12 protein-coding genes are annotated in these 13,110 nt (G+C 67.9%); 6 read left to right on the top strand and 6 right to left on the bottom strand.

Annotation, left to right across the window (positions count from 1 at the left end):
• Window positions 1–77 precede the first annotated feature (77 nt).
• On the top strand, window positions 78–665 hold the full coding sequence (locus tag ABIN76_RS03075; RefSeq protein WP_346958246.1) for a TetR/AcrR family transcriptional regulator: 588 nt from the start codon (window positions 78–80) through the stop codon (window positions 663–665).
• Window positions 666–711: 46 nt separating this feature from the next.
• Here ABIN76_RS03075 and ABIN76_RS03070 read toward each other — a convergent pair whose 3' ends face one another.
• The 6 genes from ABIN76_RS03070 to ABIN76_RS03045 form a co-directional block, all read right to left on the bottom strand.
• Window positions 712–2,442, bottom strand: a complete 1,731-nt coding sequence (locus ABIN76_RS03070; RefSeq protein WP_346958245.1) for a CocE/NonD family hydrolase — start codon at window positions 2,440–2,442, stop codon at window positions 712–714.
• Window positions 2,435–3,403 (bottom strand): MBL fold metallo-hydrolase, encoded by a 969-nt coding sequence (locus ABIN76_RS03065; RefSeq protein ID WP_346958244.1) that lies wholly within the window; start codon window positions 3,401–3,403, stop codon window positions 2,435–2,437. The genes ABIN76_RS03070 and ABIN76_RS03065 overlap by 8 nt, the downstream gene beginning before the upstream one ends.
• Entirely contained in the window at window positions 3,396–4,367 is a 972-nt protein-coding gene (locus ABIN76_RS03060; RefSeq protein ID WP_346958243.1) for an alpha/beta hydrolase, read from the bottom strand. Before ABIN76_RS03060 ends, ABIN76_RS03065 begins: the two co-directional genes overlap by 8 nt.
• Before the next feature lie 5 nt (window positions 4,368–4,372).
• Window positions 4,373–5,509, bottom strand: coding sequence for an NAD(P)/FAD-dependent oxidoreductase (locus ABIN76_RS03055; RefSeq protein WP_346958242.1), 1,137 nt, complete (start codon window positions 5,507–5,509; stop codon window positions 4,373–4,375).
• Window positions 5,510–5,590: 81 nt separating this feature from the next.
• Window positions 5,591–6,544, bottom strand: coding sequence for a phosphotriesterase (locus ABIN76_RS03050; protein WP_346958241.1), 954 nt, complete (start codon window positions 6,542–6,544; stop codon window positions 5,591–5,593).
• Between the two features lie 50 nt (window positions 6,545–6,594).
• A complete protein-coding gene (locus ABIN76_RS03045; RefSeq protein WP_346958240.1) occupies window positions 6,595–7,605 on the bottom strand; it encodes a phosphotriesterase in 1,011 nt (336 codons plus the stop codon).
• A 310-nt stretch (window positions 7,606–7,915) separates the two neighbouring features.
• Between ABIN76_RS03045 and ABIN76_RS03040 the strand changes: the two genes are divergently transcribed.
• Genes ABIN76_RS03040 through ABIN76_RS03020 form a run of 5 tightly spaced genes read left to right on the top strand, consistent with a single transcriptional unit; the run spans window position 7,916 to window position 12,974 of the window.
• Entirely contained in the window at window positions 7,916–9,649 is a 1,734-nt protein-coding gene (locus ABIN76_RS03040; RefSeq protein WP_346958239.1) for an MFS transporter, read from the top strand.
• Between the two features lie 53 nt (window positions 9,650–9,702).
• Window positions 9,703–10,875, top strand: coding sequence for a cytochrome P450 (locus ABIN76_RS03035; RefSeq protein WP_346958238.1), 1,173 nt, complete (start codon window positions 9,703–9,705; stop codon window positions 10,873–10,875).
• Entirely contained in the window at window positions 10,872–11,066 is a 195-nt protein-coding gene (locus ABIN76_RS03030) for a ferredoxin (RefSeq protein WP_340534395.1), read from the top strand. Before ABIN76_RS03035 ends, ABIN76_RS03030 begins: the two co-directional genes overlap by 4 nt.
• Window positions 11,066–12,331, top strand: coding sequence for an FAD-dependent oxidoreductase (locus ABIN76_RS03025; protein ID WP_346958237.1), 1,266 nt, complete (start codon window positions 11,066–11,068; stop codon window positions 12,329–12,331). The genes ABIN76_RS03030 and ABIN76_RS03025 overlap by 1 nt, the downstream gene beginning before the upstream one ends.
• Before the next feature lie 28 nt (window positions 12,332–12,359).
• Window positions 12,360–12,974 (top strand): TetR/AcrR family transcriptional regulator, encoded by a 615-nt coding sequence (locus ABIN76_RS03020; protein WP_346958236.1) that lies wholly within the window; start codon window positions 12,360–12,362, stop codon window positions 12,972–12,974.
• Window positions 12,975–13,110 lie beyond the last annotated feature (136 nt).

Raw genomic sequence — 13,110 nt, 5'->3', positions numbered from 1 at the left:
CCGGAAGCCGCCCGCAGCCGGCCACAGCCGGGCGGGAGCGCGCCGGCGGGGAAGCCTGATGGCACTAATCTGGGGGAGTGGCAAGCATTCGAGAAGCGCAGAAGGAGCTGACCCGCCGGCTGTTGCTGGAAAAGGGCTTGGAGCTCTTCGAGGAAAAAGGGTATGCCGCCACCACGGTGGACGACATCGCCGCGGCCGTCGGCACCACCCGGGCCACCTTCTACTCGCACTTCCCGTCAAAGGCCCGGCTCATGCGGTCCCTCGTCGAGCGGACCAACGAGATGCTGACGCAGGGCGACGTCCCGCCGTTGCAGTCGGTGGTGGAATCCGGGGACCGCGAGCTGATCCGCGCCTGGCTCGCCCGCAAATTTGACCAGTGGGCCGAGATCCGCCCCTACGTGGTGGCGGCACACCAGGCCGCGGCCAGCGAACCGGACATCCAAGCGGCCCTGGATCAGTGGTTCGACACGGCGATCGATGACATGGTGGCCGGCCTTGACCGTGCCGGACGGTTTGACCCCGCCAGCCGCCGGGTGCGGTGCGCCCTGGCCTTCGGGGAGTTGGAGTTCTTTTCCCGGCGCTGGATGCGGCTGGGCTGGACCGTGGACCGGGATGCCTCGCTGGAGCTGATGGTGGAGAACTGGTGCTTCCTGCTCGCCGAGTAGTTCGCCGAGTATGCAAGCAGGAAGCACCAGACGGCCGCGGGGAGGCTCAGCCCGCCGCCGGCTGGCGTGTGGTGAACGGCAGGACCAGCCGGGACGGGTGGGCCGCGTCGCGGTAGATCTTGTGCGTGACGGGCCGGCCCACCGGCAGGTGGAACGCGTCCGGCGGCAGCAGTGCGTTGTGCTCGTCGGCCAGCGGCTCATCATTGGAGAGCTCCACGGTGAGGGTGTGGCCGGGCTTGAACGTGTTGGCGAACGGGTAGAGACGCAACACGTATTCCTCAATCACCCCGGGTTCCACCGGAACGGAGCGGGTGTGCGGGTGGACCGGGCTGCCCTCGGTGCTGCGTTCGTCGAGCTCGCGGTGTGAGGCCTTGAGGTACCCGCTCGTGATGAGCTGGCGCTTGCCGTTGGGCGCGTAGTCCCAGAGCCGCAGGATGAAGTTGGTGTCCGGCTGGTCAATCTCCGCGAAGATGTGCGCGGCGCCGGTGCCGATCATTTCGGTGTCCTCCTCGAAGGGCGGGGTGGACCAGCTGAGGATCTCCACCTTGTCCGTCACGGTCAGCGGCGCCTGGTAAAAGCCATCCGGCGCGGCGTATTCGGACCCCATCGTTTCAGGCTCGGCCGACAGCTTGCGCCGCGGGCGCAGGTAGAGCGGCTTGTACTCGACGTCTTTGGGCGGCCACTGATCAGCGGTCACCAGCTCGCGCGAACCTTCCACGAAGACGCTCACGGCCGGCTCGTCCATGACACCGTTGTCGATGCCCTTGATCCAGTAGTCGTACCACCGGAACATCTTGTCGTGTTCCTCGATGAAGGGCCGCGACTGCATTGGAGGGTAGGGGCCGATGTCCAGCTTCTTGGGCCCCTTCAGCTCCTTGAACAGCTCGATCGTGCCGTCCATGGTCCAGCCGCGGCCCTGGTCAATCTGCAGCCAGACCGGGATGTCGATGTTCGGGGCGAGCGTGATGGGGTTGCGCTCCTCGTACCAGTCGCCGTCCAGTTCGTTCATGACGATGTCGAACCAGGTTTCGTGGTTCTTCGGGTAGTGCAGCACGTGGACGAGGTTGGGCCAGGCGGCGACGTCGGGATCCTCAAGGCGCTTGGCGACAAGATCTTTGAGCTCCGCGGGGGAGTACTTCTCGACCATGCGGGACTTGACGTTGTCGGTGAACGCCCAGCCCGAATCGCCGCCGCGGCCCTCGCGGGCGGCGCGCGGCATGAACCACATGATGCCGCCGTGGTACGTGGTCTCGTAGAAATCGTAGTGTCCGCCGGAGACGAAGATCGCCTTCAGGTGCGGCGGCCGCTCGGCCGCGGCCAGCACCTGCATGGACCCGAAGTAGGAGATGCCCACCATGCCGACATTGCCGTCGCACCATGGCTGCGCGGCGACCCATTCGATGAAGTCATAGGCATCCTCGCCCAGTGACACGCCGCCGGCGTTGTAGTTGCCGATGTGTTCGCCGCCGGAGTGCCCGGAGCCGCGCAGGTCGCCGATGACGTGGACGTAGTCCTCTTTGACGATGCGGGCGATGTCACCGGCCTCGATGCAGCCGTCCCACATCGGGCTGGGGCGCCGCTGCGGCGGGGTGGTCAGGGCCAGGGCCTGCAGTTCCTTGCCGTAGGGGCTCAAAGCCACCAGCGCGGGCCGCGGCTTGTCCTCGGGACCCTGATAAGCGTCCGCGGCGAGCTCGACGCCGTCGCGCATGGGAACCCGCAGGTCCTTGCGGACGGCGATTTTTTCGCCGCCGGCGTTCAGTAGCTGGAAGTCATCCATGAGTGCTGATCTCCTCATCTTCTGTCGAATGGTCCGACGCCGTGCGGTAGCCGTGCAGCGTGGTGAAGAACGGGGACGGCTCCAGAGCGGGATCCCCGGCGTACCCAAGGTCCGCCGCTGCCCGGGCGAACGGGGAGTAGGGCGAGTCCGTCTCCTGGAGTCCGGCAGCCAGGCAGCCGCAGGCCGCCTCCCGGACCCGGGACTCCACGGCCAGGCTCCCCTCCAGCGCTTCGCGGGCCTGACCGGCGTCGAGCTCCACGCCGTACGGTGTGCCGTCCGCACGGCGGTACGGATGCCCCAGATAGAGGTGCCGCGGACGGATTTCCTCGCTCAGGTACTGCAGGCTGGAGCGGTAGCCGGCCGGGTCCACGAAGCCGGGGAATCCGTTGGCGGCACCGTGGACCTGGACGGCGTCCCCGACGAACACGTCGTTTTGGCCGTCAAGGACATAGGCGACCGAGCCGCGGGTGTGGCCCGGAATCGAGTGGACCGAGACCGTGACGTCGCCGCCAAGGGAAAGGGTCTCCCCGCCCCGCACCAGCAGGTCCGGCTCCAGCTCGCCCGAAATCACGGCGTTCGTGGCCGCCGTCAGCTTCGCCTCGCCGTCCGGGTCGTGCAGGTACTGCCCCCGTCCGGACAGGTATTCGTCCACGTGGGTGCGGCGCGAGCGCAGGAACGGGGCGTCGGCCTCGTGGATGACCACCCGGGCCCGCCGCCCGGTGAGCTCCCACAGGGCGTGCGCGCCGCCGATGTGGTCGATATGTCCGTGGGTCAGCAGGATCCAGCGGACGTCCTCGATCCGGCGACCGATCGCCGCAAGGGCCGGCACCATGCCGTCGGCGGGCGATGACGCGATTCCCGTGTCCACGATCGCCGGCTCCGGGGCGTCGATGTAAAAGCTGTAGAGACCGAACCGCCCCCATGGGGAGACCAGGGGATGGACGGCAACCGGTTCAGTCATTGCGCTGTGCCCCCGCCACGCCCCGGCTCCCGTCCGATCTCCGGGTCCCGCGCAGGAAGGCGGCGGTCTCTTCGAAGACCCCGTAGAACTCCGGGATCCAGGAAAAGTTCTGGACGAAGCCGTGGTTGGCCCCCGCGTAGCGGCTCACTGCCGCGTCCACCCCGGCCTCCCTCAGGCGCCGGCCGTAGAGCTCGCCCTCGTCGCGCAGCGGATCGTGTTCGGCGGTGATGACCAGAGCAGCCGGCAGGCCCGCGAGATCCCGGCGTTTGATGGGGGAGACCAGCGGGTCCGCCGGGTCCGCGCCGCTGTCGAGGTAAAACGCGTTGAACGGTTTGAGGCCGGCCGTTTCCAGCCCGTAGCCTTCGGCGTTCTCCCGCAGCGACGCGTAACGGTCGACGTCGAAGTCCAGGTCCAGCGACGGGTAGAACAGGACCTGGTGTGTGATGGCGCCGAACCCGTCGTCGTGGGCCATCGCCGCGACGGCGGCGACGAAGTTGCCGCCCGAGCTGTCGCCCGCGATGGCGAGGTTCTTCCCGTCCCAGTTGAGGCTTTCGCCCTGCCCGGCCGCCCACCGGACGACGCCGTAGCAGTCCTGGAGCCCGGCCGGGAACGCGGCCTCGGGGGCCAGCCGGTAGCCGACCGAGATGACCTTGTAGCCGGATTCCTTGGCCAGGGACCGTGCGACGTGGTCGTGCGTGTCCAGGCTGCCCAGGAAGAACGCGCCGCCGTGGAAGTAGACCAGGATGCCGTAGGCGTCCGCCTCCGCCGGCGTGTAGATCCGGACGGGCACCTCGCCCGACTCCGTCACCGCCGTCGTGTCCTCGACGTTGCGCAGCGGCAGCCGGTCTTCGATCCGCGGGACCTGCGCGGCCTCGCCGGCGCGCATGGCGCGGGGGTCCAGGGGCGAACCGTCGGGTGCCGGCAGGGTGCTGAGGATTTTGGCAATTTCGGGATGAATGGTCATGGCGTTCAGGCCTTTGCCGGTGCTGCCGCGGTGGCGGGCTGCTGCGACGCGGGTTTCTGGCCGGGAAAGACGTCGTTGACCTCTTCCTCGCTCCAGCCCTGGCGGGAGATCCGCTGCAGTTCATCGGTCACCGGCTTGCGGGTCGCCTGGAACAGGGCCAGCGCCTCCTTGACCGAGCCGGCCTGGGCCAGTGCGTCGGCCAGCGCTCCGGCGTCCTCGATGGCCGAGTTCGCGCCTTGGCCCTGGTGGTGCAGCATGGAGTGGGCCGCGTCGCCCATCAGGACCACGGAGTCGGTGTGCCAGGTGTCCACCGGGTCGATGTCGTAGACCGCGCGGATGTTGACGGTGTCCATGTCCAGGCCGCGGGCAATCGCCACGATCCGCTCGTCGAAGCCTTCCACCGTCTTTAGGAGGTCTTCTTTGGTGATGGTGGGTGCCCAGGTGCCGTCCGGGTTCAGGGCTGTGATGTCGAAGGACATCTGGTTGCGGTGGCGCAGCGGCAGCAGGTAGACCTTGGTGCCCTTGCCGATGTACATCCGCAGGTTGTCGTCGGTCACCATGCCGTGGGCGTCGTCGGCGGAGATCACCACCCGGTAGGCGTGCTCGCCGGAGAACACCGGGCCCTTGTCGGAAAAGAGCTGCTCGCGGACGGCGGACTTGATGCCGTCTGCACCGACCACCAGGTCGGCTTCGACGCTCTTGCCGTTGGCAAAGGTCAGGACGGAGCGGCCGCCCTTGTCCTCGATGGTCTCCAGCCGGTGGCCGAGCTGCACCATGCCCTCGGGAAGCACGCCGAGCAGGGCCTCGACGAAGTCGCAGCGGTGGATGAGGTAGGTGTGCTTCTCGTCGCCGAACTCCGGCCAGCTGTCCTTCATGATCGGTTCGCCGGTGGCGCTGAGGATTTCGAAGTAGTCGCTTGCCGAGCTCACTTTGGCGACCGTGTCGAAGATCCCCCACTGGCGGAACCGGGCCATCGTGGCGGGGCGCAGGCCGATGCCGGCGCCAACTTCTCCCATCTGGGGAGCCTGCTCGTAGACCGTGACGTCTGCGCCGAGCAGGCTCAGCGCCTTGGCCGCGGCGGCGCCGCCGTAGCCTGCGCCGATGATGGCGATCTTGAGGTTCGTGATGTCTTCAGCCTTCATGGTTTCATCTCTTTCTAAAGCTTTTTCGTGGCCCGGGCCATGCCTGCTGGAACGGGTATGGTGTGGTGGCCTGTGTGTGGCTCAGGCGTGCAGGGACAGGAAGTCGGCCGGGTTGTCCTCGAGCAGGAGCTTGAGCGTGGCGTCGTCGATGCCGGCCGCCCGCATGTCGGGGATCATGTCCTCGAAGATGTAGTTGATGGTGTGGCCCTTCACGCCTGGCCAGCCCAGCGGGCTGCAGTTGGCGTCCGCCGAAACCAGGAGCTTGTCCGCGTACCCCTTCTCCACGAGGTTGACGAAGTGCTGCATGCGTTCGGCGCGCTTGCGGCCCCAAAACGGCGGGTCCGGCAGTTCCAGGTCGTAGCCGAAGGTGTCGAAGCCGATCCGGCCGCCCTGCTGGTAGATCCAGTCGTGCGGAGTGATCGGAGCGTTCAGGCCGTCGTCGGCGTGGCCGAACAGCACCCGGTCCAGCGGCAGGCCCTCTTCGTTGAAGATGGTCACGGCAGGTTCGGGGTCAATGGCCAGGTGGGTCAGGATCGGCGCTCCGGTGACGACGGCGGCGCGGGCCGCGGCCCGGTAGATGCGCTTGTCCAGGTCCGTCATGCGGCCGCCGCGGCTGACGCCGACCTTGATGACTCCGGCCTTGGCGCCGGTGTTGCCGATGCCGACGGTGATCTCATGGATGAAGACCTTGGCGAGGTAGTCCACGCTGGCGCGGGAGAAATGCGGCAGGGCGGTGTCGCCGCCGACGAAGCCGGTGCAGGCGACAATGTGCACACCCGTCTTCTGCGACAGGGACTGGTAGTAGTCGACGTCGCGGCCGTTGCAGATGCCCGTGGCGTCCACGAAGGTGCCGCCGCCGTATTCGCGGAACTTCCGCAGCTTCGGCACGGTTTCCTCGTAGGCCTGTTCCGGCGACTTCCACCACTTGGTGTCCAGTTCGGAGCCGGGCATGCCGTAGCCGATGTGTTCGTGGACGGCCACGATTTCCAGTTCTTCGGCCGGGATGGTTCCCAGCACTGTGTTGACCTTGGTCATGCGTTCACCTCAGGGGTTCGAAAGGTTGTTGTCTGTGAGCGGACGCGTGCTTAGCGCACGGTCAGCAGCTGGTGCGGGTTGTCCACGAGGATCCGCCGGGCGTCGGCTTCGCTCAGGCCGCGGGACTTGAGGAACGGCACGAACGTGGTCAGCACGTGGCTGTACGGCAGGTTGTACTCCGGCAGGCCCTTTGCCACGCCGATCGAGTTGCCCGAAAGGATGATCTTGTCCGCATGGCCGGCCCTGACGAGCTCGAGGACCAGTTCGGCGCGCTGGTGGTCTGAGAGGTAGTCCGGGTGGTCGTTGAGGCCGACGTGGTCGAGGCCGACGAAGGCTCCGCGGCCGGCGACCTCGACGGCGGCACCCTTTGCGTCACTGCGGTCCAGGTCACCGACGAGCACCCGGTCGGCCTCGAGCTGCTCGTCCAGGACAATGTCCAGGTCGTGCAGGGCGTCGGCGCCGAAGCGCAGGGACACCGCGATGCCGGTGTTCTTTGCGGCGCGGGCGGAGCCGCGGAACAGGCTTTCCTCGGTGGGGGTCATGCCCGCGCGGTCCGCCATGGTGGCAACGACGCCGGCGGCGGCGCGGCGTTCGACGCGGGGGACCACCATCCCTTCGCTGACTTCCTTGCCGAAGAGTTCGCTGAACTTTTCGGCAGGCCACGGGGTGGGCGGGTTGGTCTGCGGGGTCAGGAAATATCCGCCGAGTTCTTCCTCCGGGCCCAGCCCGGTGGAGGCGACGATGTGGACGCCGGTGGAGCGGGACAGCGCCTCGTACAGCTTGAGGTCGCGGCCGTGGAACATGCCGGTGCTGTCGACGATGGTGCCGCCGCCGTGGGCCCGGAAGTCGGTGAGCTTGCCGGCCAGGGTCTCAAAGATTTCGGCCCGGTCCATGGAGATGTCCGGGGCGTACTGGGCGCCGGGGAGTACCGACAACAGGGACTCATGGACCGCGACAACGCCCAGGTCGGAAGCGGGGACGGGGCCCAGGACCGTGTTGACGGTGGGTCCGGCGGAGGCGTCAAAGGCGGCGCCGGTGCCGGGGGGTGTGGGGTAACTCACGTGGCTTCTCCCTTGAAGTTCGGGTGCTGTATCCAGGAGCGCCGCGGAGTCTGGCCACGCCGTCGCTCCGTTGCGGTGTAGCCAGCATCACATAACGCTTTACATTGTGTCAAGGAAACATCCGGCGCGTATATGTTCGCCTTGTTCATGTAACCAACGTTGCGTAAGACGTCTTGACATCATGTAAAGCAAGGCTCCAAGATGTGGGGAGCGCCACATCTACTTCCGGCCCAGGCCGGCCTCCCTCCCGGCAGAACGCCAGTCCCGGCGTAGCGCCGGTGTATCGACCGGAAACAAAGGAGTTTCATCGATGAGTCAAACCACTTTGGTAGCGAGCCGCGGCTCGGTACGGGCCACGTTCGTCGCCGCCTACAGTGCGGTCACCCTGGCCCAGATCACCAACGCCCTGCCGGGCGCCCTCAACGGCACCTTCGCCGTGGAATTCCGCACCTCCGGCGCCGGGCTGACCTGGATCGCCGGCATGTTCATGATGGGCATCGTGGTGTTTGAGCTCAGCTGGGGGCTCCTGGGCGACATGTTCGGCCGCAAGAAGCTGCTGTACGCCGGCGCCGTGGTCAGCGTCGTCGGCTCGGTCCTCGCAGCACTGGCGTCCACCACCGAAATGATGATCGCGGCGCAGGCGGTCGGCGGCATCGGAGCCGGCATTCTGTTCCCGATTTCGCTGTCCATGATCGCGGCCATCACCCCGGACCACCGCGCGCGGGCGAAAGTCATCGCCACCTGGGCCGGGTTCCTCTCGCTTGGTGCGGTCATCTCTCCAACGCTGGCAGGCCTGACGGCTGCGGCGTTCACCGTTCCGGGTGCCGGGGCAGGCGCGCCCAACGCCTTTAGCGGCTGGCGCGTTGCCTACTACGTCGCCGCCGCGATCGCCGTCGCGGTCCTCATCATTGCGGTCCGGGCAAAGGATTCCGCAGCCGCCGAGGGCCGCAAGCTGGACCTGCCCGGCCAGGTGACGCTCGCGCTCGGCCTGATCGCTGTCCTTTTCGCCACCGTGCAGGCCGTCGACGCCGGCTTCGGCAGCGCCGAGGTGATCTTTAGCTACGTGCTCGGCGGGCTCCTCCTGGTTGCCTTCGTCGTCATCGAACTGCGCACCAGCCAGCCGCTGATCCACCTGTCCCTGTTCCGCAACAGCGCCTACTCCATCACCGGCATTGTTGCGGTCACCGGCATGTTCGCCTTCCTCGCAGTCTGCTTCAGCACCAGCGTCGCCGTCGGCGGACTCGCCCTCGCCGAAGCCTGGAAGGTCGGCGTGTTGTTCGTCTTCATCCAGGGACCGGCCTTCGCATTCATCCCGGTGGTGGGCTGGCTGATCCACCACGTGGCCCCGCGCTGGGTGCTCACTGCCGGCTTCGGCTTTATGGCCGTTTCCGCCTTCTGGCTCTCGACGTTCGCACTGGGCACGCCGGAGGCCTTCGGCGGAACGCCGTGGACGGCGTTCATTACGCCGCTGCTGCTGCTCGGCATCGGCTTCGCTCTCACGGTCGGCTCCATCACCGCCGTCGCCATCAACACCGTCCAGCCGCAGCACATCGGCATGGCCTCCGCCACCACCAACCTGCTGCGCGACCTTGGTTTCGCCCTGGGCCCCGTGATCGGCTCCGCCATCGCGTTCGGCGTCGGAGCCAGCGTCTTCGCCGGACCCCTCGCGGGCATCCTCGGCGGCGCCGGGCTGCCCGCTGACGCCGTAGCCGGGCTCTCGAACGTGCCGCCGCTCGGCTTCCTCTCCGGCTGGGACGGCGTGATCGCGCAGTTCTCCGGCCAGGCAGCGGCGTCCGGCGCACCCGCCCAGGCCGTCGACGGCATGGTCAAAGCCCTCGGCTCCGCGCAGCAGCAGATCCAGGGCGTGGCCGGGACGTCCCTCGGTCAGGGGTTCCAGGCTGTGTACCTCGTCGCAGGCATCGCGGCGGCCCTTTCCGCCCTCCTGACCCTTTTCATCTCCGCTCGTTCCTCGGCGCCCACGCCGGACGCGGTCGCGGAGACCACCGAAGCCAACGCCGAGGCCAGCGCCGAGGCAGCGGTGTAAGACCGCACGCCCCTGGCCTTCCCTACCAACCAACACCTCACTGGGAGAACACCGTGACTGCACCCATCGAATCCGACATCGACATCTGGGACGACGACATCCTGGTCGACCCATACCCCACCTACGCCTCCCTCCGTGAGCAGGGAGCAGTGGTCCACCTGCCCAAGAACGAGCTGTACGTCCTGACCCGCTACGACGCCATCCGCGACGCACTCGGCGATCCGGAAACCTTTTCGTCCAGCAGCATCGGCTTCAACCCCATGGTGAACGAGGCGCTGCAGGGCACCTCGCTTGCCTCGGACCCGCCCGTCCACACCCAGCTGCGGGCCACGCTGTCCCAGAACCTCACCCCCCGCGCCCTCCGCGGCCTGAAAGTCGTCATCGACGAGAAGGCGGACAAACTCGTCGCCGAACTCGCCAACAGCGGCAACTTCGAAGCCATCGATGCACTGGCCCGGGCCTTCCCGATCGAAATCGTCGCCGACCTGATCGGCTTCAGGGGCCACGTCAAGGACAACATGCTGCGCTGGGGCCAGGCCGCGATGCAGGTCATCGGCCCGCTGAACCAGCGCACGCAAGAGAGCTTCCCGATTGCCGGCGAGCTCTACGGCTGGTGCTCCTCGGTTACCGCCGAGGACCTCACGCCCGGGTCAATCGGCCGCGGAATCTTCGACGCCGAGACGCGCGGGGACATCCCGCAGGGTTCTGCGGGGCACATCATCCACCAGTACCTGGGAGCGGGTGTCGACACGACCATCGCGTCGATCGGCAACATTGTTGCGTTGTTCGGCCACCACCCCGAACAGTTCGAGCTGGTCCGGCAGAATCCGGAACTGGTCCCGGCAGCGTTCGCCGAGGTGCTGCGCTACTGGGCGCCGGTCCACATCTGGGGCCGCAAGGCGACCCGCGACGTGGAAATCGACGGCGTCACCATTCCCGCCGGCGCCCAGGTAGGCATCCTCTTTGGCGCCGGCAACCGGGACCCCGGGCACTACGGGAATCCCGATGTCTTCGACGTGGCCCGCAACCCGGTGGACCACCTCTCCTTCGGCTACGGCCCGCACGGCTGCGCCGGCCAAGGGCTGGCGAAACTTGAAGCACACGCGATCATCGAGGCACTTGCCCGGAGGGTGAAAACATTGACGGTCTCCGACGAAGTTCGTGAGCCGAGCAATATCACCCGCAGCCTCGACCTGCTTCAGGTCGAAAAGGTGGTGGCAGCATGAGGATCGAACTGGACCGGCCGCGCTGTGAAGGACACGGCCTCTGCGAGGAAGCCGCCCCGAAGCTGATGCACCTCGACGACGACGGCGAGCTGGTGATCGATGTCCCTGAGGTGGACGGGGCCGACCTCGACGCCGCCAAGGCGGCTGTCCGGGTCTGCCCGGTGGCCGCGCTGCGCTTGGCCGCCGCCTGATGATGCGCAGGATAGTGGTCGTCGGCAACGGCATCGCCGGGCTCACGGCCTGCGACTCGCTCCGCGCCGCCGGCTTCGACGGTGAGCTCACTGTCGTGGGCGCCGAGCGCCACCATCCCTACAGCCGCCCCGCCCTGTCCAAGGCGCTGCTGCACGGTGTTGATGGGGGCGGTTCCGACGGCAGGAGCGGTGACGCGCTCCGCGCGCACGAGCTTCCGGCGCCGTCCCATGAAGCAACCGAGATGCTCGGCGTGAGCGCCGCGGGCCTGGACGTCGACGCCCGGCTGGTTTACCTGGACGGTGGCGGCGAGCTGCCGTATGACGGCCTCGTCATCGCCTCCGGTTCCCGGGCCAGGCGGCTCGCCGCCGGGCCCGGAGCAGCAGGAACGGGCCTGGACGGCGAGTCCCAAGAGATCACCCTGCGCACCATCGAGGACGCGGTCCGCCTCAAGGAGCGCGTCGCGTCCCGTCCCTCGGTCATCGTGATCGGGGGAGGGCCGCTCGGCATGGAGGTCGCGTCCGGTTGCCTGTACCAGGGCTGCGAGGTCACCCTCGTCGCCGACGCCAAGCCCTTGTCGCGGCAGCTGGGCGGCTACCTGGCCGACATGTTTACCAGCGCCGCGATCCGGCGCGGGCTCCGGGTGGTGGTAGGCGGAAAGGCGAGCCTGGGCGATCACGGCGGCGGGGCCACAGTGGCCCTGGCCGACGGGACCGTGCTGGAGGCGGATCTTGTGGTCACCGCCGTCGGCGATGAGCCGAACATCCGCTGGCTGGCCGGCTCAGGCCTCCTCAGCGACGGGTCGCTGCGTGTCGACTCGCGCGGCCGGCTGCGGCCGGAGATCGTGGCCGCCGGCGACGTGGCGTTTTTCCCCACCGCTCGCGGTGTGCAGCGGGTTCCGCTGTGGACGAGTGCGATCGACCAGGCCAAGGTGGCCGCCGTCGGCCTGCTGCAGGGCGACTCCGCACCCGTATTCAAGTTCCAGCCGTACTTCTGGACGGAAGGCTTCGGGCTGGCGCTCAAAGCCGTCGGCTTTACCCCGGTGGCAGGCGACCCCGACTACAACGAACCGGGCACGGAGGACGGGTCGGCGCTGCTGCGCTGGGCCAACCCGGACGGTTCCGGGACCGCAGTCGCGGTCAACTACCGGATCCCGGTCCCCAAACTGCGCCTGCTGGCCGACGCCGGTCCGACGGGCGTCCCTGCCGCGGGTCCGGCCGGCGCCGGAGCGGTCGCGCCGCGCCCGGCGGCGCCGGCCCCGGTTTGACGCCGCACGGCACCGTTAGGATTGATCCATGTCGTCGTTGCGAGAAGCCCAGAAGAAGCTCACCCGCGACATGATTGTGGAGCGCGCGCTTGAGCTCTTCACCGAGAAGGGCTACGCCCCCACCACCATCGACGAGATCGCCGCCGCGGCCGGCACCACCCGGGTGACCTTCTACGCCTACTACCCCTCCCGCGCCGACTTGATGCGGGACTTCATGGCGCGGGTAAACGCGGTACTGGACCGTGCCGACGGCCCGGAGAGCGGTTCCACTGCGCCCGACCTTGTTGATGTGGTGCGGGCAGGTGAACTGTCTGGCATACTCGCCTGGCTGGAGTCCCGGGCGGCGCTCTGGCCGGTCTTCCGGCCCTACCTTGACGTCCTCGATGAGGCCGCCGCCGTGGACCGTGAGGTCCGCACCATGGTCGAGCAGTGGCATGAGGAGGTCATCTCGGATCTGGTCCGCGGAATGCAGCTGGCCGGACGCTTCTCGGAGGAGACGCACCACATCCGGGGAACCCTCGCCTTCACGTCCCTGGACTACGTGGCCACCCTCTGGACGCGGCGCAAGTTTGAACCCAACCGGGAACACGCCCTTGAGGTCCTGGCCGACAATTGGTACCACCTGCTCTGCGACGAGGGCTGAACCGGCCTCTGCACAGCGGCGGCCAAGCGCCGCTCGGCGGCCCATGATGACTCCCATGTAGCCGGCGCTGCGGTCCGGGGGCACTTCGGCGCGGACACGCCGTCGGCCAGGGAACCGTCGTCGAACATCACCCTCA

Origin of the sequence: uncultured Arthrobacter sp. (assembly GCF_964021775.1) — a bacterium.
GTDB lineage: Bacteria > Actinomycetota > Actinomycetes > Actinomycetales > Micrococcaceae > Arthrobacter.
Note: the sequence above shows the minus strand (reverse complement) of the source record. Positions and strands in the feature narration are given on the sequence as shown.

Excerpts from the sequence above, each read along its gene's own strand:
- ABIN76_RS03070 (WP_346958245.1), bottom strand. The coding sequence starts at position 2,442 with ATGGATGACTTCCAGCTACTGAACGCCGGCGGCGAAAAAATCGCCGTC.
- ABIN76_RS03065 (WP_346958244.1), bottom strand. The coding sequence starts at position 3,403 with ATGACTGAACCGGTTGCCGTCCATCCCCTGGTCTCCCCATGGGGGCGG.
- ABIN76_RS03060 (WP_346958243.1), bottom strand. The coding sequence starts at position 4,367 with ATGACCATTCATCCCGAAATTGCCAAAATCCTCAGCACCCTGCCGGCA.
- ABIN76_RS03055 (WP_346958242.1), bottom strand. The coding sequence starts at position 5,509 with ATGAAGGCTGAAGACATCACGAACCTCAAGATCGCCATCATCGGCGCA.
- ABIN76_RS03050 (WP_346958241.1), bottom strand. The coding sequence starts at position 6,544 with ATGACCAAGGTCAACACAGTGCTGGGAACCATCCCGGCCGAAGAACTG.
- ABIN76_RS03040 (WP_346958239.1), top strand. The coding sequence starts at position 7,916 with ATGAGTCAAACCACTTTGGTAGCGAGCCGCGGCTCGGTACGGGCCACG.
- ABIN76_RS03030 (WP_340534395.1), top strand. The coding sequence starts at position 10,872 with ATGAGGATCGAACTGGACCGGCCGCGCTGTGAAGGACACGGCCTCTGC.
- ABIN76_RS03025 (WP_346958237.1), top strand. The coding sequence starts at position 11,066 with ATGATGCGCAGGATAGTGGTCGTCGGCAACGGCATCGCCGGGCTCACG.
- ABIN76_RS03020 (WP_346958236.1), top strand. The coding sequence starts at position 12,360 with ATGTCGTCGTTGCGAGAAGCCCAGAAGAAGCTCACCCGCGACATGATT.